General features: G+C 51.9%; 18 protein-coding genes. 1 reads left to right on the top strand and 17 read right to left on the bottom strand.

Annotated features, from left to right (window positions below):
- Position 1 precedes the first annotated feature (1 nt).
- From Q0Y65_RS07645 to Q0Y65_RS07605, 9 genes are all read right to left on the bottom strand, one after another.
- Complete coding sequence (locus Q0Y65_RS07645) at positions 2 to 1,084, bottom strand: glycosyltransferase (protein WP_297958614.1); 1,083 nt, start codon at positions 1,082 to 1,084, stop codon at positions 2 to 4.
- Positions 1,084 to 1,539, bottom strand: a complete 456-nt coding sequence (locus Q0Y65_RS07640) for a hypothetical protein (protein ID WP_297958613.1) — start codon at positions 1,537 to 1,539, stop codon at positions 1,084 to 1,086. The genes Q0Y65_RS07645 and Q0Y65_RS07640 overlap by 1 nt, the downstream gene beginning before the upstream one ends.
- A 3-nt stretch (positions 1,540 to 1,542) precedes the next feature.
- A complete protein-coding gene (locus tag Q0Y65_RS07635) occupies positions 1,543 to 2,601 on the bottom strand; it encodes a bifunctional 2-polyprenyl-6-hydroxyphenol methylase/3-demethylubiquinol 3-O-methyltransferase UbiG (RefSeq protein ID WP_297958612.1) in 1,059 nt (352 codons plus the stop codon).
- A 3-nt stretch (positions 2,602 to 2,604) separates the two neighbouring features.
- A complete protein-coding gene (locus tag Q0Y65_RS07630; protein WP_297958611.1) occupies positions 2,605 to 3,846 on the bottom strand; it encodes an ABC transporter ATP-binding protein in 1,242 nt (413 codons plus the stop codon).
- Positions 3,846 to 4,622, bottom strand: coding sequence for an ABC transporter permease (locus Q0Y65_RS07625; protein WP_297958610.1), 777 nt, complete (start codon positions 4,620 to 4,622; stop codon positions 3,846 to 3,848). Before Q0Y65_RS07625 ends, Q0Y65_RS07630 begins: the two co-directional genes overlap by 1 nt.
- A 161-nt stretch (positions 4,623 to 4,783) precedes the next feature.
- Complete coding sequence (locus tag Q0Y65_RS07620) at positions 4,784 to 5,257, bottom strand: 23S rRNA (pseudouridine(1915)-N(3))-methyltransferase RlmH (RefSeq protein WP_297958609.1); 474 nt, start codon at positions 5,255 to 5,257, stop codon at positions 4,784 to 4,786.
- On the bottom strand, positions 5,257 to 6,042 hold the full coding sequence (locus tag Q0Y65_RS07615; protein WP_297958608.1) for an MBL fold metallo-hydrolase: 786 nt from the start codon (positions 6,040 to 6,042) through the stop codon (positions 5,257 to 5,259). The genes Q0Y65_RS07620 and Q0Y65_RS07615 overlap by 1 nt, the downstream gene beginning before the upstream one ends.
- 34 nt (positions 6,043 to 6,076) lie before the next feature.
- Entirely contained in the window at positions 6,077 to 7,492 is a 1,416-nt protein-coding gene (cysS, locus tag Q0Y65_RS07610) for a cysteine--tRNA ligase (protein ID WP_297958607.1), read from the bottom strand.
- Positions 7,493 to 7,630: 138 nt separating this feature from the next.
- Positions 7,631 to 8,008: a hypothetical protein gene (locus Q0Y65_RS07605; protein ID WP_297958606.1), complete on the bottom strand. Its 378-nt coding sequence runs from the start codon at positions 8,006 to 8,008 to the stop codon at positions 7,631 to 7,633.
- A gap of 440 nt (positions 8,009 to 8,448) precedes the next feature.
- Here Q0Y65_RS07605 and htpG point away from each other — a divergent pair, with 440 nt between their 5' ends.
- Positions 8,449 to 10,350 carry a molecular chaperone HtpG gene (gene htpG / locus Q0Y65_RS07600; RefSeq protein WP_297958605.1) on the top strand — a complete coding sequence of 634 codons (1,902 nt, stop codon included), beginning with the start codon at positions 8,449 to 8,451 and terminating at the stop codon, positions 10,348 to 10,350.
- 83 nt (positions 10,351 to 10,433) lie between these two features.
- On the opposite strand, the gene Q0Y65_RS07595 is transcribed toward htpG, so the two are convergent.
- From Q0Y65_RS07595 to Q0Y65_RS07560, 8 genes are all read right to left on the bottom strand, one after another.
- Positions 10,434 to 11,168, bottom strand: a complete 735-nt coding sequence (locus Q0Y65_RS07595; RefSeq protein ID WP_297958604.1) for a dockerin type I domain-containing protein — start codon at positions 11,166 to 11,168, stop codon at positions 10,434 to 10,436.
- A 333-nt stretch (positions 11,169 to 11,501) separates the two neighbouring features.
- Complete coding sequence (locus Q0Y65_RS07590) at positions 11,502 to 11,885, bottom strand: metal-dependent transcriptional regulator (RefSeq protein WP_297958603.1); 384 nt, start codon at positions 11,883 to 11,885, stop codon at positions 11,502 to 11,504.
- A 47-nt stretch (positions 11,886 to 11,932) separates the two neighbouring features.
- Positions 11,933 to 12,517, bottom strand: a complete 585-nt coding sequence (gene pgsA / locus Q0Y65_RS07585; RefSeq protein ID WP_297958602.1) for a CDP-diacylglycerol--glycerol-3-phosphate 3-phosphatidyltransferase — start codon at positions 12,515 to 12,517, stop codon at positions 11,933 to 11,935.
- Positions 12,514 to 13,845 carry a 30S ribosomal protein S12 methylthiotransferase RimO gene (rimO, locus tag Q0Y65_RS07580; protein ID WP_297958601.1) on the bottom strand — a complete coding sequence of 444 codons (1,332 nt, stop codon included), beginning with the start codon at positions 13,843 to 13,845 and terminating at the stop codon, positions 12,514 to 12,516. Before rimO ends, pgsA begins: the two co-directional genes overlap by 4 nt.
- 1 nt (position 13,846) lies before the next feature.
- Positions 13,847 to 14,488: a regulatory protein RecX gene (locus Q0Y65_RS07575; protein ID WP_297958600.1), complete on the bottom strand. Its 642-nt coding sequence runs from the start codon at positions 14,486 to 14,488 to the stop codon at positions 13,847 to 13,849.
- Positions 14,488 to 15,669, bottom strand: a complete 1,182-nt coding sequence (gene recA / locus Q0Y65_RS07570) for a recombinase RecA (RefSeq protein WP_297958599.1) — start codon at positions 15,667 to 15,669, stop codon at positions 14,488 to 14,490. The genes Q0Y65_RS07575 and recA overlap by 1 nt, the downstream gene beginning before the upstream one ends.
- 71 nt (positions 15,670 to 15,740) lie before the next feature.
- Positions 15,741 to 16,595, bottom strand: coding sequence for a peptide chain release factor N(5)-glutamine methyltransferase (gene prmC / locus Q0Y65_RS07565; protein WP_297958598.1), 855 nt, complete (start codon positions 16,593 to 16,595; stop codon positions 15,741 to 15,743).
- Positions 16,589 to 17,626 carry a DUF1385 domain-containing protein gene (locus tag Q0Y65_RS07560; RefSeq protein ID WP_297958597.1) on the bottom strand — a complete coding sequence of 346 codons (1,038 nt, stop codon included), beginning with the start codon at positions 17,624 to 17,626 and terminating at the stop codon, positions 16,589 to 16,591. The genes prmC and Q0Y65_RS07560 overlap by 7 nt, the downstream gene beginning before the upstream one ends.
- Between the last annotated feature and the right edge of the window lie 32 nt (positions 17,627 to 17,658).

Below are 17,658 nucleotides of genomic sequence, written 5' to 3'. Positions count from 1 at the left end.
GTTATTTACCTTTTCTTCCCTCGATAAAGCCTGTAAGGCAGTCTGTGAAGATGTCCTTCAGGCGGTCGTATGAGAAGTATTCAAGTCTTTCCTTCTGTCCCTCGATGAGACTTCTGCGGAGCTTTTCGTCCCTTACAACTCTGTCGATGACAGCCGCCGCGAATACGGGGTCATTGCTGTCCAGAAGGACGCCGCTTCCGCCGAGAGTCTCGGAAATAGCGCTGGTATCGTAGGCTATTATGGGGACTCCGAAGAACATCGACTCCACCAGGGGCACGCAAAGTCCCTCATGCTCGCTCATACAGACAAAAGCGTCAGCCACATGGTAATACGCCAGTATCTCGCTGAACTTTATATGTCCCGTAAATATTACATCGTCGCTGAGTCCCAGGGCATTCACATACTTCATAAGGCGCTCGTTGTAGTTCTCCATGCCGTTTGCGGAGCCCACAAGTATGAGCCTTGAATTCGGCTCCAGCTTCTTATAGCAGTAGTAGGCTCTGATGATATTCTCCTGTCTCTTGTTGGGAGCTATCCTGCCCACGAATATGATATTCTTCTTTCCGTCGCGGTACTTCTTCATAGTAGCCTCGTCTGGAGCCTGCTCATAGTCCTCGAACTTTGTCAGTGAGGGGCTTATGTCTATGGGGCAGGTATAGCCCAGCCTTCTCAGCTCCGACTTGTTGTAGTTTGACACTGCCATGACATAGTCCATCTTGTCCCGGAGGTACTCCACGCCCTTGTAGCCGTATTCCGTCAGCTGTGTGGCTGAGGGGCTGTAGGGACGGAAGAAGTCGGGGGGAGTTATATTGTGGTATATCATAGCCCTGCGGCACTTGTAGCTGTCTATCTTGAAGGACAGGTCCGTGCCTGTGGACTTGTGGTATATGAGCACATCACTGCTTTTCAGGTCAGTGAGCTTATCCGCCTTTATGGCAGAGCCCTCGGGGAGGCGCTTGTCGATATTCTCGGCGTATATAGCGGTCTCATAGCCCATACCCGCGATTATCTCCTTCAGTGCGAGAGCGTCGTTTCCCACGCCGTCGCCGAAGGACAGCGTCGGAAGGAGCTGTACCACCTTCATCAGTCATTCTCCTTTGAAACAAGTCTGCGGAGCTCTGCGTTCTCGCGCTCCAGCCTGTCCAGTCTTATGAGAAGCTCCTTGTTTGCCAGCTCAAGGGTCTCCACTCTGCCGCCCAGGTCGGCGCTGCCGCTCTCTGTAAGGGACTTCATGACTGTTACCGCATTGGCATTGAAATCGTTCTGCTCAAACACAACGGGCTCAACATAGAACTTGACCAGCTTGCGCAGCACCTTCTTGATGAAAACCTTTACGGGATTTCCCTTCAGCTCCTTATAGGGCTGTATATAATAGTGTGTGCTGATATAGTCAAGAGCCTCGGAAGCGGAGCCGCTCTGGGCGTTCTTCCTGTAGGGCACGTCCTCGAAGCTGAGCATATCGGCGGTAAGTCCCTGATCCTTTATGCTCTGCTTTATCTCAGCCATTATCTCCTCTATGTTTATCTTCTCGTTTTCCATAGCTTATCCTTTCTTAACAGCCACAATGGCGTAATCCTGACTTCCGAACAGCATTTCCGAAACGCGCTTCATAGCCTCGTTGAACTCTGCTGTTTCCCCGGCGCTGCCGCATTTCAGCTCTGGTATGATGTAGGGCGGACGGCTGCTCTCGGTATATATTATCTCGATGTCCGTGAAGCCTGCCTTTTCCAGGTAATACTGCATGGTAAGGGGGTGTACGGGCTTCATATGGGACGGATCAATGTAGAATGCATTGGTATATATGGACAATGAGGTGGGATTGGGAGTCTCTATGACGATACAGCCGCCCTCCTCAAGGCGCTCATAGGCGGTATTGCACAGGCTTATTATCTGGTGGGGCTTCAGGTGCTCCACCACCTGTCCAACGAATATGCCGTCAACGCCCTCAGACTTTATGAGGAAGTCCACACCGTCACCGCAGGAGGCCTTCAGCCCCTTCATATTGCAGTATTCGGTGTAGGGCTCGTATATGTCAACACCCTCCGCGGGGATACCGTTATCCTGCATGAGTGAGAGGAATTCTCCCCTGCCGCAGCCTATATCCAGCACCCTTTTCTTTCCGCGGAAGAACTTCAGATAGAACTCCTGAGACTTCTTTATGCTGTCTATGGAGCCGCGGAAGTGGTTCTCGAAGTCGAAATAGTCTATATCCTCATAGTCCGAACCGCTGCTGTCGGCAGCAGGAGCAGCAGTCTGCACTGCGGCGCCCTCTGATACGGCAGGCTGCACCGGTGCGGTTTTCAGCTTCTTCTCCACCGTGCCCAGCTTGCTTCTTAGGAACTCCTCCTCGCTGGTGAGACGCTCGATAAGAGTATTGTTGTTCCTGAGGTTCACACAGGCCGCCTCAAAATCGTTCCTGACGGCAGAAATGCGGTCTGCGGCGCTTTCGTCCGACGCTGTCAGACGCTTTTCCAGCTCCGCCATATCCCTGTCGGCCGCTTCAAGCCCTGCAAAGAAGCTGCCGAAAAGCTTTCTTTTCAGTGCTCCCTTTATACCCTTCTGATTTTTTATGCTTTCCAGAAACTGCGCTATATTGCTCATTTTTTACCTCTGTAATTTCCATGAGTGGTCGACCCGTGCTATGCCCGAATCGCCGTATGCCGATATCATCTGAATCTTGTAGGCCTGTCTGTAGTAGTCCACAGGTATGCCCTCACCCTGTTCAATGGCGATATCTATCATGTACTCGCCCGATATGAGCTGCACGTTCTTCAGCGTCACCTCTGCGGTGCCGCCCTCGGTAAGCTCAAACTCGGGGAGCTTGTCTATCCTTGTGTTGGTGCCGTAGCACTGCACTCCGTTCATATCGAATATACCGAAGCCTATGACAGCGTCCCTGACGGGCTTTTTCACGTTGTATTCCACAGTGAGCCTTATATCCTCGCCTGTTCTGAACACTGACTGCTCCGTACCGTCGGCAGCAAAGGAGCGTATCCTCTTTATACGCGCCTCGCCGCTGCCCCAGCGCTTGCCCTGCTTGTTCTCCACGGGCTCCTCGCTGTCGGCAGCTTCCGCCTCCGCGTTCTTCTTGTTGCTGTCCTGGAGCTTCCTGCTCATATAGTCAAGGTATTCCAGGTCTATCTCCTTGGGAGGCCCCTCCGCCCTGATGAGCCCCTCGTGTATCCATATGGAGCGGTCGCATATCTGCTCTATCTGTCCCAGGGAATGTGAGACTATGACGATGGTGGTGCCCTGAGCCTTTATCTCCCTCAGCTTGTTGAAGCACTTGGACTGGAAATTGGCGTCGCCTACCGCCAGTATCTCGTCTATGAGAAGTATATCCGCGTCCACGTTTATGGCCACGGAAAAGGCCAGTCTCATGTACATACCCGAGGAATAGGTGCGGACGGGATTGTCGATGAAGTCCGCCAGCTCCGAGAACTCGATTATGCTCTGTATACGGGAGTCGATCTCCTTCTTGTTAAGTCCGAATATAGCGGCGTTGGTGTAGATGTTCTCCCTGCCGCTCATATCGGGGTGGAAGCCCGCTCCCAGCTCGATGAGGCTGGACACTCTTCCCTTCAGCTTTATGGTACCCGAATCGGGATACATTATCCTTGTGAGGAGCTTCAGCGTAGTGCTCTTGCCGCAGCCGTTATGGCCGATAAGGCCGATGGCCTCGCCCTTCTTTACCGTGAAGCTTATGCCGCGGAGCACCTTGCGCTCCTCATAGCGGCTCCTCTTGCGGAAAAGCAGTCTTTCCTTCAGCTGCGAGCCCTTGTCCAGGTACACCTTGAAGCTCTTGGTGATATCCCTGACCTCTATTGCAATTTCATTTTCAGCCATTACAGTTCCTCCGCAAAATGCTTCTGGAGCCTGTTGAATACCAGAGCTCCGACTATAAGGAAAAATACTCCCAGACCTGCCGCCCACAGAAGTGTGGTAAGGTCGGGTACCCGCTTGTCGTACAGTACCGTCCTGTAGCAGTCGATTATATGGGTCATGGGGTTGAGATTGAACAGGGGCAGGTACCTTTCGGGAACGATGGACTTGGAGTAAACTACGGGAGTAAGATACATCCACGCCATTGCAACGATGCCCAGAATATGCTCTAAGTCCCTGAAATAGACCGTTATGGCAGAGGTCATCATGGCCATGCCCAGTGCCAGCACATACTCAACTATCATTATGATCGGCAGAGTGAGCACAGCAAGGAAGTTTATGCCTGCTCCCGTCACTATTATCACCGCGAATATGACTATGAAGCACAGCAGCATATTCACAAAACAGCTGGTCACATAGGATATGGGGATGACCATTCTGGGGAAGTATATCTTCTTGATGAGATCCTTCTGCGCCACGATAGAGGCTGCGCCCACGGTTATGGACGAGGAGAAGAATATCCAGGGTATCAGCGCCACGAAAAGATAGAGGTAATACCTTGGTATATCGTTGCGAAGTATCTTCGAGAAAACTATCGTGTAGACTATCAGCTGGAAAAGAGGGTTTATGAACGTCCACAGGAAGCCCAGGACAGAGCCCTTGTAGCGTCCTCTCAGGTCTTTCTTCACAAGGCTGAATATCATCTGCCTGTAATCGTAAAGCTCTTTGATCGTACTCATTTAATGCTCCTTGAAAGGCGCCTCGGATGGTGTTATCCGCCGTCAGCGCATAAAAATCCATAGTATCATTTAATTATATCACAAGCCGTTTTTGCTGTCAAGTAAAATACTGCTTATTCGGCGGTATAATGCAAAAAACGGACCTTTTCGGTCCGTTTTTGTCACTTATGGTATTTTCCGCCCTCCGCTATCTGGAATGCGCGGTAGATCTGCTCCAGCAGCATTACCCTTGCCAGCTGGTGGGGGAAGGTCATTTTGGACATGGAAAGCTTCAGGCTGCCCATGGACTTTATCCCGGGATCGAGGCCGTAGGAGCTGCCTATTATGAAGGTGACGGTGCTCTGACCGTTTACCCCTGCCTCTGTGATCTTCTCCGAGAGCTCGGGACTTGTCAGCTGCCTGCCCTCTATGCACATGGGGATTATCATGCCCTTTGCATAGCGCTTTATCTGCTCTGCCTCCTTTTTCAGCGCCGCAGCTATCTCCTTGTCGGAGGGATCATCGCCGAGGCGGCACTCGTCCAGCTCATGCAGCTCAAAGGTACAGTACCTTCCCAGCCGCTTTATGTACTCTGCGCAGGCGCTGCGGAGGTATTCCTCCTTCAGCCTGCCTATTACGATAAGATTGATATTCATCAGAAAACCACTGCTCCTCCCCTTGTCTCCACGGGAGCCACTCCCAGAAGGTAGTCGCGCCCTCTTGAATAGCGTTCAAGGCTGCGCTGCACCGTACTGTCGGCAGTCTGAGGACGGTTGTTGTCCTGACTGAGATGTCCCAGCAGGAAATGGGTAGTTCCCCGCTCTATGAGCCGCCCCACCTGCAATGCGCAGTCGTCGTTGGAAAGGTGGCCGTTCTGCGAGAGTATCCTCTCCTTCAGATAAAGGGGATAGGGACCCGTGCGCAGCATATTCTCGTCATAGTTGGCCTCGATGAGCACCATGCGGCAGCCCGTGAGCGCCTGATCCACCTCGGGCGTTACATGGCCCAGGTCCGTGCATACGGCGCAGTATTTGTCATCGGAGGTATGTATCCTGTAGCCGCAGCTCTGTATGGTGTCATGGGGCGTATCAAAGCAGCTGACCTCGCTGCCGCCGCAGCTTATGGTCTTGCCCGTGATATCTATGACATGGGAGGAAACGGCTATCCTGCCGCTGTCGCAGAGCCTTTGCAGGGTGCGCTTCTGACCGTATACGGGCATACCCGTCTTTTTGGTCAGCATAGCCAGTCCTGCGATATGATCCGAGTGCTCATGGGTAATGAACACTCCCTGCACTGCACTCAGGGGGATATTATTTGCCTCAAGAGCGGCGCACAGCCTCTTCATGCTGACTCCGCAGTCTATAAGTATCCCACCCTTTTCAGTTCCTATGAATGTGGAGTTGCCCTTGCTGGAGCTGAAAAGCGGATAAAGTCTTGCCATTGGATATTCTCCGTTCCGTTTATTTAGTTCACAATCAGAGTTTATTTATCTCCGTGCCCTGTCTTGTTTCCTTTATCTCGTAGCCCAGAGCTGCTATCTTGTCGCGGAGCTCGTCTGCAAGCGCGAAATTCTTGTCCTTGCGGGCTGCCTTGCGCTGCTCTGCCAGCTCCATGACCTCAGCAGGTATATCCGCAGAAGCTGCACCTGCATTTTCTGCAAGCTCCTTTGCATTGGCGATAAGGTCAAGTCCCAGCACCTCGTCAAACTTCGCAATAAGCGCCAGCTTTGTTGCGGCATTTGCCTTGGACTTCATAACGTCATATACCACGGTAATAGCCATGGCTGTGTTGATATCGTTGTCCAGAGCCTCCCTGAAAGCGGTCATAAGGCGGTCGTACTCAGCCCGGTCGATATCGCCGCTCTCCTTAGTGAGGGGAGCTATCTTCTCAATGAGCTTGTTGTAGGCAACTACTGCGTTGTCAAGGTTCTCCCATGTGAATACCAGGGACTTCCTGTAGTGGGACTGCAAGCAGAAGAAACGGTATACCACGGGCTTGTAGCCCTTTTCCTCCAGGAGAGAAACGGTGAGGAACTCGCCCTTGCTCTTGCTCATCTTGCCGCTGTTGGTGTTGAGATGGAGCACATGGAACCAGTAATTGCACCACTTATGGCCTAAATAAGCCTCGGACTGCGCTATCTCGTTGGTGTGGTGGGGGAAGGCGTTGTCGATGCCGCCGCAGTGTATATCCAGGTACTCGCCGTTGTTCTTCATGCTAATGCATGAGCACTCGATGTGCCAGCCGGGATAGCCTATGCCCCAGGGACTGTCCCATTTGAGCTCCTGATCGTCAAACTTGGACTTGGTAAACCAGAGCACGAAATCCGCCTTGTTGCGCTTGTTCTCGTCTGCCTCAACGCCCTCGCGGACGCCTACGGCAAGGTCCTCCTCGTTGAAGTCGTTGAAAACATAGTATTTCTCCAGCTTAGAGGTGTCGAAGTAGATGTTTCCGCCCGCCTCGTAAGCGTAGCCCTTGTCCATGAGCACGCTGATAACACGGATAAACTCGTCAATGTAGGTAGTTGCGGGAACAACGGTCTCCGGCTTCTTTATATTGAGCTTTTCGCAGTCGCCGAAGAAGGCGTCCGTGTAGAACTTCGCTATCTCCATGACAGTCTTGTGCTCGCGCTTTGCGCCCTTGAGCATCTTGTCGTCGCCTGTGTCACCGTCGCTGGTGAGGTGTCCCACATCGGTGATGTTCATGACGCGGTTAACGTCGTAGCCCTCAAAGCGGAGAGCCTTTTCCAGTATATCCTCCATGATGTAGCTGCGCAGATTGCCGATATGTGCGTAATGGTACACGGTAGGACCGCAGGTGTACATATTTACCCTGCCCTCCTCATGGGGCACGAACTCTTCCTTTTTGTGTGAAAGCGAATTGTATAACTGCATTTTTATTCCTCCTGTTTGAATTTGAAAGTTGTCTGTAAGGGCGCACAGTGTGCGCCCGCAGGTCTATTGCGAATTTATCGGGCGGATAATATCCGCCACTGCAAAGCTAACGGCTTTCGGGACGCCGTCCCCTGCATATCAGAATTCCCATATCTCGGGCGGCGGGTTCTTTATCTTCAGCTTTGAGAAGTACCCCAGCATTACCAGAAACTCGGGTATCAGCCTAAGTCCGTCGCGGTAATAGGCGCCCATGCGCTCCTTATCGTCCGCGATTCCTCTGTAGCTTTTGGGACATGAGAAGGTCCACTCGGCGGTGATACTGTCGAAGCTGAGCCTGAAGAAGCCCGAGGGATTCTCCTCTCCGACCGCTTCAAGAAGGGCTATATGGTCGCCCGCAGTCTCCGCAGCGGCCGCATAGGCGGTACTGCCGTCAAGACTCACCGCTCCGAGAAAACGGCTGTCGGCCTTCATGGCCTCGTCAAAAGCCTCGTCCGAGGGATATTTCAATATATTCATTTCTGCCCTCCTTTAATATCATACGAAATAACAAAAGCCTCCGAGGGTATACCTCGGAGGCGCATATGCTCGTTTCCACTCCGTCTTGAACTCGTCTTATCCTTAACGCGGACGATACGCCGCGGGATACACACGCATACACGCTTCCCCCACGGAGCTGACAGCCGCACTTCACTTATCCCGACCGTGTGCTCGCACCGACCGCACACTCTCTGAAGATCCGCAGAAAAGCTACTCTGACTGCTATGCCTTTTAAATATCATAACTAAGAATAATTATATACCATTGTATGGCGTTTTGTCAAGGCTATTGGTCAAACTGCAAATATGAACAAATTGTAAACATTTCTGCCTGCCCTTGACTTTACTGCGGTAAAAGTTATATACTATGTTTAGCACTCTAAGAGATAGAGTGCTAATTCTACTACGGAGATGTTACAAATGGAAACCAAACAGTTCAAAGCAGAGTCCAAAAGACTTCTCGATATGATGATCCACTCGATCTATACTCACAAGGAGATATTCCTCCGCGAGCTTATCTCTAACGCCAGCGACGCTATTGACAAGCTTTACTTCAGATCCCTTACCGATGATCAGGTCGGCCTGAACAAGGACGACTTCGCTATATGGATATCCGCCGACAAGGACAGCCGTACCCTGAAGATCACCGATAACGGTATCGGCATGACCGCAGAGGAGCTTGAAAACAACCTGGGTACTATCGCAAACAGCGGCTCATTCAAGTTCAAGAACGAGAACAAGCTGGAGGAGGACAACCAGATAATCGGCCAGTTCGGTGTGGGCTTCTACTCGGCGTTCATGGTAGCCAAGAAGGTCACCGTTATCTCAAAGGCCTACGGCAGCGACAAGGCCTATCAGTGGGAGTCCGAGGGCGTTGACGGCTACACCATTACCGAAGCCGACAAGAAGTCCGCAGGTACCGAGATAATCCTGGAAATGCTTGACGACACCGACGACGAGAACTACAGCGAGTTCCTCGACCAGTACAGGATAAAGTCCCTCATTTCCAAGTATTCCGATTATATCCGCTTCCCCATCAAGATGGAGGTATCACACAGCCGTCCCAAGGAGCAGTCCGAGGAGGACAAGGCTGCAAACAAGCCCCTTGAATACGAGGACTACATCGAGGTGGAGACCCTCAACAGCATGGTTCCCCTGTGGAAGAAGAACAGGAACGAGCTCAAGGAGGAGGACTACAAGCACTTCTACACCGAGAAGTTCTTCGATTACAACGAGCCCCTGAAGTATTCTCACATCAGCAACGAGATGCCTTCATACAACGCTCTGCTCTATATCCCCTCAAAGGCTCCCTTTGACTACTACTCAAAGGAGTACGAAAAGGGACTCCAGCTCTACTCAAACGGCGTCCTCATCATGGACAAGTGCGCAGACCTGCTCCCCGATTATTTCAGCTTCGTGAAGGGCCTTGTTGACAGCGAGGATCTGTCGCTGAATATCTCCCGTGAGATGCTCCAGCACGACAGACAGCTGAAGGTCATCGCAAAGAGCATTGAAAAGACCATAAGCAACGAGCTGAAGAAAATGCTCAAAAACGAGCGTGAGAAGTACGAGGAGTTCTGGAAGGCCTTCGGCTTGCAGCTGAAATACGGTATCTACAGCGACTTCGGAATGAACAAGGAGAAGCTCCAGGATCTTCTCATGTTCACCTCGTCAAACGAGCAGAAGCTGGTAACTCTTGACGAGTACGTTACAGCTATGCGCGAGGATCAGAAGTACATCTACTACGCAACAGGCGAGAGCGCTGCCCGTATCGAGCAGCTCCCCCAGACAGAGCTGGTAAAGGACAACGGCTTCGAGATACTCTATCTTACAGATAATATCGACGAATTCGCAATAAAGTCCATAATGAAGTACAAGGACAAGGAGTTCAAGTCGGTATCCGCCGACGACCTCGGTCTTGACACTCCCGAAAAGAAGGAGGAGCTCAAGGCAAAGGAGGAGGAGAGCGCAGATCTGCTCAAGGAGCTCCAGGAAGCTCTGAACGGCAAGGTAACAAAGGTTGCCCTCTCACAGAGACTGAAATCCCACCCTGTATGCCTCACCAGCGAGGGCGAGATATCACTGGAAATGGAAAAGGTGCTCAACTCCATGCCCACCGACCAGAAGGTACACGCACAGCGCGTTCTCGAGATCAATCCCGACCATGAGATATTCGGCAAACTCAAGTCACTCAGCGACAGCGGCGACAAGGAAAAGCTGGGCAAATACGCAGCTCTCCTCTACGATCAGGCTCTCCTCATCGAGGGCATGAGCATTGAGAATCCCGTAGAGTTCTCAAACCTCATCTGCGAGCTCATGTAAGCAGACGTCATATGAAATTAAATTCCCCCTTTGCAGTAAAACCGCAAAGGGGGATGTTTTTATATATTCAGTTGTAAAAATGATTATCTCCAGATGAAGCAGCGATTACTGATATAATCCATCAGTATCTGAAGATCCTGAGAATCTATGTTGCCGTTGAGGTTAAGGTCAGCTCTTCTGCGACCTGCATCATTTATGTGTGCAGTTCTGTCCTCGGCGAGAAATCTGAATAAAACCATCTGGTCAGCGATATCTACAGAACCGTCATCTGTAACATCGCCCCAGTTTACATAGAGGCTGTTGATACGGCCCAGATCATAACGTGAGATGAGAACATGGTCGAATGTATTTATAACACCGTCGCCGTTAACGTCTGCTGCGATAAGGTTGATGTTGTCTGCACCCAGTCCTGAGCCCAGTTCACCGTGAACATAATCGTATACTGTATAAGCATCGTTCATGTCAACGTCACCGTCATTATCAGCGTCGCCGTACAGATCATTCTGTGCAACAACGTTAGTAACATAGTATTCAAGAGTAAGCTGTGCGTCAGCCTGTGTGATAACGCCGTCAGCGTCTACATCTGCACGGATCTTATCAGCACTGCTTAAATTTGCTCCGTTGTTCTGAGCTGCTCTGAGGATCAGTGTAGCGTCCCAGGCTGAGATCTGCTTGTTATGATCCAGATCGCCAAAGAAGAACTTGGGATCGTCGTAGCCGGCGGGAGCTGCATTTGCTGTAAGTGAACCTGCCATAGGGATTGCTGCGATAGCAGCTGTTGCGAGAATTGCTGTGATCTTTTTCATTGCCTTTTTCATTTTTATTCATTTCCTTTATTGTGTTTTGTAGTATAGTGTTGAGAGTGCGCAATCTCTGCTTTGGATTATACATCACAACTCACATTTTGGGATAAATGTTGCACATGGTTAACTGAATTTTGTGCATAAAGTCAAAACAAGCAGGAACTTGTTGTGAAAACTGCTGCAACAGCAGAATATTCTTTTTACGTTATTTTGGTAATTATTTACATAAGGCCGACAATACAATAAACAAGGTTGCATTAAAAATATAATTTTCCTTCATAGGACAGTGGTATTGCCCCGAAATATCAGCAAAAAAGCGGCACACCCAAGTGTACCGCTCATATGTCATTATTCCTTGCGCTTCAGAGTCCTCCTTACCACGGCCTTCAGTCTCTCGCAGGTGTCCTGCGGAAAGTCGGTGATGAACTTTATTGCCTGCTCGTGAGCTGCTTCGTCCGAAAGCTTCAGGAAGTTATGGAAGAAGGTGTACACCTCATTGAAGGTGCCGAATATCTGGTCTACGGCCTTCTCTCCGTCGGGAGTGAGCACAACGCTGTTGCAGAAGTCCTCGTAAACATACCCGCAGTTTGCCAGACAGCGCAGCATTTTGCTCACGCTTGGGCGGGATACTCCCAGGTGTCGGGATATGTTGACGCAGCGTACATACTCCTCGGTTTCGGTCAGCTCCTTTATTGCTACCAGGTATCTTACCTGGCCGGGACAGTGTTTCATATAGTGCTCCTTTCGATGTCAGATCTGTTGTCTGTTTTGATTTCAGTTTATTTGTCTGAGTCTATCAGGTGCCAGTAGCCCTTGAGGTAAACGGCTCCCGATATGATAGTGAGAATAGTTGATATCCATATAAGAACGGGAACGAGGATATTATCCACGGCGTTCCTGAACGCCTCGGGGAAGTCTATGCTCAGATCAGAGCATAGGAACAGCCAGAATAGTATGGCCACTACAGCCACCATGGTAAAGGCTGTTTTCAGCTTGCCCCAGATGCCTGCGGCAACGACCACGCCGCTGTTTGCGGCAAGAAGTCTCAGTCCCGAGACCATGAACTCTCTTGCTGTTATGATTATAAGGGGAATGGCGCTCATGTTCACCTCTTTCAGCTCCACAAAGACGCTGAGAGCGGCTATTACAAGCACCTTATCAGCCAGAGGATCAAGGAATTTGCCGAAATTCGTTACCAGGTTCCGTGCCCTTGCGATCTTTCCGTCCAGTGCGTCCGTTATGGAGGCTGCACCGAATATCACCAGCGCTATGGCATAGTGGAAGGGGATGTCAACATACATGAAGAACAGGAAAAACGGAATCAGTACGACTCTCAGCAGAGTAAGTTTATTTGGCAGGTTCATTGACTTATCACCTCTCCTATCAGGTCGTAATCAAGGGTGTCGGTGATCCTTATTGTGACATAATCACCGATCTCCAGCGGCTTTTCCGACGTAAAGAATACCTTTCCGTCTATATCGGGAGCGTCGTTTGATGTTCTTCCGAACCAGCATTCGCCGAATCTGTCGAAGCCCTCCACAACAGCGGTGAGCTCCGCTCCCATGAGCTTTTCGTTATTCTCGCAGCTTATTAGCATCTGCTGATCCATGATAATATCGGCGCGGTGAGCCGCTGTCTCCTCGTCGATCTGGTCGGGGAAGCTGTAGGCCTTTGTGCCCTCCTCGCGGGAATATGCAAAGCAGCCCAGCCTGTCGAAGCGTACCCTCCTGACGAACTCCGCCAGCTCCTCGAACTGCTCCACGGTCTCGCCGGGGAAGCCTGTGATAAGGGTGGTCCTGAGTATAACTCCCGGTATCTTCTCGCGGATATGGGCGAACAGCGCTTCAAGCTTCTCCGTATCGCCCCAGCGGTTCATGCGGCTGAGGATATCGCCGTTGCAGTGCTGTATGGGTATCTCAAGGTACTTCACCAGCTTTTCCTCTCTTGCGATAACGTCGAGCAGCTCGTCGGTAATGCGCTCGGGATAGCAGTAAAGGGTGCGTATCCAGCGGAGGCCGTCTATTTTGCAGAGCTCTGTGAGAAGCTCCGCCAGCTTTGGCTCGCCGTAGAGGTCGCTGCCGTACTGTGCAGTATCCTGAGCTATGACTACCAGCTCGGTCACGCCGTTTTCCGCAAGATAACGCGCCTCGGAGAGCACGTCCTCCATGGGTACGCTGCGGAATTTGCCCCTTATCATGGGGATAGCGCAGTAGGTGCAGCAGTTTGAGCAGCCCTCGGCTACCTTCAGATATGTGAAGAATGGCAGAGTGGATATCAGTCTGCCGCCGCTGAGCTCCGCGTCAAGCTTGGGCGAGAAGTGTATTACTCTCTCGTCCGCCATGACTCTGTCCAGTATATCTACTATGTCCTTGGTATCGCCTATGCCGATAACGGCGTCGGCCTCGGGGAACTGCTCGGCAGTCTCCTCCTTGTATCTTTCCACAAGGCAGCCCGTAACGATTATCTTTTTAAGGGTGCCCTCCTCCTTGAGCTTTCCCAGCTCGAGTATGGTCTCTATAGCCTCCTCCTTTGCCGACTTTATGAAGCCGCAGGTGTTGACTACAGCCACATCGGCAAGTCCGGGCTCGGTCACCAGCTTGTAGCCGTGGCTTTTCAGCTTGTAGAGCATACGCTCGGAATCAACAAGGTTCTTTGAACAGCCAAGAGAAACCATTCCCACCTTGATAGCCATATCAGTTTTCCTCCTCAATATCATCTGCGTTCCCGAAGTATTCCTTCACGGCGCGGTTTATCTCTGTATAATCATAGCCGTACCGCACAAGAGCGCTTTTGACCTTTTCTATGGATCTTCTGTCCTCACTGTCTGTCAGATATCTTGAATGCTTTGTGCGCAGGAGCTCCGCAAGGTTTTCCGCAAATACGTCCTCATAGGGCGCAAGTGCGTCCTCGGCCATGAAGCGGCTTATGCCCTTCTGCATCAGCTCCCTCAGCGAGCGCCTGAAGCCGTAGTGCTTTGACTCCACCAGCTTTCTCGCCATGCGCTCGGCATATCTTTCGTCGTCTATGAAGCCGTGCTCCGTCAGTCTTTTCATGACCGCGGTGCACAGGGGCTCGCTCTTGTAGTTGTCGATGAGCTTCTTCAGCATTTCCGAGTAGGTATAGTCCCTGTAGTCCAGCAGATACAGCGCACGCTGATAGGCTCTGCGGAAGTTGGAGGCATATATTATCCTTCTCAGGGTATCGCGGTCGGTGTCCATGCCGGGAGTTATGCCGAAATCGGCGATAATATCCGCATGGAGATAGAGCTTCCGCCCGTCGTCCAGCTCGGCCTCGAAGGTCGAGCCCTTATATCGTTTGACAGAGGTTATCTTCATTATTCCTCGGCGGGAGTGAATTCCTCAAAGTTCTCGTCGAAGCTTGCAAGAACATCTTCGTTCTCTGCCTCTCCGCCGCCGGCTTCAGCTGCTGCGGGAGCGGCCGCTGCCTTATCCTTCTTTCCCTTTTTGGGAGCAGCCTCGGCAAGCTCGTCCCTGCGGGCAAGTATCTGCTCCTCGATCTCCTTCATGAGAGCCTCGTCGTTCTGAAGGAGCTCCTTGACGTTGTCGCGTCCCTGTCCCAGCTTCTGATCCTTGTAGCTGAACCATGAGCCGCCCTTCTTGATGATGTCAAGATCAACGGCAAGATCAAGCACCTCGCCTGTACGGGAGATACCGCTGCCGTACATAAGGTCGAATTCGCACTCCTTGAAGGGAGGCGCCACCTTGTTCTTTACTATCTTGCAGCGTGTGCAGGCGCCTATAACGTCAGTGCCCGACTTTATCACCTCGCCCTTTCTCACCTCGATACGCACCGATGAATAGAACTTCAGAGCGCGTCCGCCGGGAGTGGTCTCGGGATTGCCGTACATAACGCCGATCTTCTCACGGATCTGGTTGATGAATATAGCCACGCAGTTTGACTTTGATATAGCTGCGGTCAGCTTTCTCATAGCCTGTGACATAAGTCTTGCCAGCTGTCCCACATGGAGATCGCCCATTTCGCCGTCGATCTCGGCACGGGTAGTCATAGCAGCGATAGAGTCCAGTACAATAACGTCGATAGCGCCCGAGCGTATAAGAGCCTCTGCTATTTCCAGAGCCTGCTCGCCGCTGTCGGGCTGCGATACCAGAAGGTCGTCGGTGTTTACGCCGAGAGCCTTTGCGTATACGGGGTCGAGAGCGTGCTCAACGTCGATGAATGCGGCCTCGCCGCCTGCCTTCTGAGCCTGGGCCACGATGGACAGTGCAACGGTGGTCTTACCGGAGCTCTCGGGACCGTATATCTCCACGATACGTCCTCTGGGGACGCCGCCTATTCCCAGCGCCATATCCAGCGTCATGGAGCCTGTGGGTATAGCGTCGACGTTAAGGGTCTTGGTCTGACCCAGACGCATTACAGCTCCTGCGCCGTACTTTTTTTCTATCTGCTTGAGAGCACCTTCAAGGGCGGTCTTCTTGTCCTCCTTGGTGGTAACTCTTACAACAGTCGGCTTTTTAGCAAGTTCCTTCTTTGCCATTGGTTTTTCCTCCATATTGTATTATACTGTATTTACCTTTAAATATCCTGAATAAGATTCGTAATTCCCGATCAACGATCCTTTTTTACAGCGGCTGCTGTTCTTATTATACCGCCGCCGTCCCGTCTCAGCTCCACATCGGTGAAGCCGTTATCCTCAAGGATCCTCTTTACGTCACCGTGCTGTCCCATGCCGAATTCATAGGCTATGAAGCCGCCTTCCCTCAGCGAGGGCTTCCACAGCTCCGTAAGTGCGCGGTAGAAGTCAAGGCCGTCATCGCCGCCGAAAAGCGCCTCGGCAGGCTCGTGTCTCACCTCTGTCATGAGCTCGCTCATATCCTGCGACGTAAGGTAGGGGGGATTGCTCACGAGGATATCAAGTCCCCTTATCTCACGGGCGGAGTCCTCATTCAGCACGTCTCCCTGTATTATACGGATATCGCAGCCGTTGAGCTGCGCGTTCTGTCTCAGGTACGTCAGCGCCTTATCCGAAAGCTCCACCGCATACACCTCGGCGGCGGGGAGCTCCTTTTTCAGAGCCACGGCTATACAGCCGCTGCCGCTGCACAGATCGGCTATTTTAGGTGCTGTCATCTTCTCCCTGCGGCAGATATCAATCACCTGCTCCACAAGGGTCTCGGTATCGGGACGGGGTATGAGTACGCCCTCTCCCACCTTGAAATTGCAGCCCCAGAACTCCCACTGTCCCAGCAGATACTGAAGGGGATAGCCCTCCGAGCGCCTCTGCGCAAGGGAGAGTATCTCCTGCGCCTTGTCATCGGGGACGGGAAGCATCGGTGCGAACATGGGGTTGCGCTCTCCCAGAAGGTCCTGAAAGATGCAGCCCGTATCGAATTCGGCAGTCTCCTCATCACGCTGTGCGATGAGTTCCCTGCACTGTGTGAAAAGCTCCCTGCGGCTTACCACCTGTCCTCCTCCTTGTCCTCGGGGATACAGGGCTTCATGGCCGCAATGGCTATCTCTATCATGCTGTCGTCGGGCTCGCGGGTGGTTATGCGCTGCATGGCCAGTCCGGGAGCGGACAGTATCCTTGTGAAAAGGTTATCGTTGTTTCCTGCAAGTCTTATGCACTCGTATGACAGTCCCACCACTACGGGGAGGAGCGCCAGCGAGGCAACTATGCGCTGCCATGTTACCGTAAAGGGCACAAGGCACATTACAAGTATGCTGATTATCAGGACTATGAATATGAAGCTGGTGCCGCAGCGCTTATGGAAGCGCGTCTGCCTGCGGACATTCTCCACTGTGAGGGGAAGCTCCGCCTCATGGCAGGCAATGGTCTTATGCTCCGCACCGTGGTACATATACTGCCTGCGTATATCCTTGGTCAGGCTGACCAGGTACATATACAGCACGAAAAGCACTATCTTGACTATGCCCTCCAGCAGGGAGCGCAGTATGCGGTGCTCCTTGACGGCCGGGATAAGTCCCACCAGCCACTTGGGCAGGAACACGAAAAGTCCGATAGCGATGGCGACTCCCACGAATATGCCGATATACATGAATATATCGAAGGCAGAGCCCTCCTTTTTCTTGCTTGCGGCAGCATCGGCTCCCTCAGCATCGGCTGTAACGGCCTCCGCCGCCTCAGTGACCGCCTCAGCGGCAGTTTCCGTACCGGCCTTCTTTTTGTCCTTCTTGTCCTTTTCTTCCTCCTCGTCCTCGGGTATCTGCTTTTCCGCAGACTTCATCATATATTTGTAGCCCTTGACCAGTGATGTAACGAAATTGGTGCAGCCTCTCACCAGAGGAGTCTTTTTGTACCACGGAGCGTTCTTTCCGTTGTTCTCCTCCCATGTTTCAAGGTCTATGGTGCCGTCGGGGAGCCTGCAGGCCATTGCGCCCGTGGTAGGTCCCAGCATCATTATGCCCTCGATAAGAGCCTGTCCGCCTATCTTTGATTTGAATTTTTCCTGTGATGTGTTGTTCTTTCCCATTTTTTCACCTTGTCGGTCTGTCTATGATATAC

Source organism: uncultured Ruminococcus sp. (assembly GCF_947301925.1).
GTDB lineage: Bacteria > Bacillota > Clostridia > Oscillospirales > Ruminococcaceae > Ruminococcus.
Note: the sequence above shows the minus strand (reverse complement) of the source record. Positions and strands in the feature narration are given on the sequence as shown.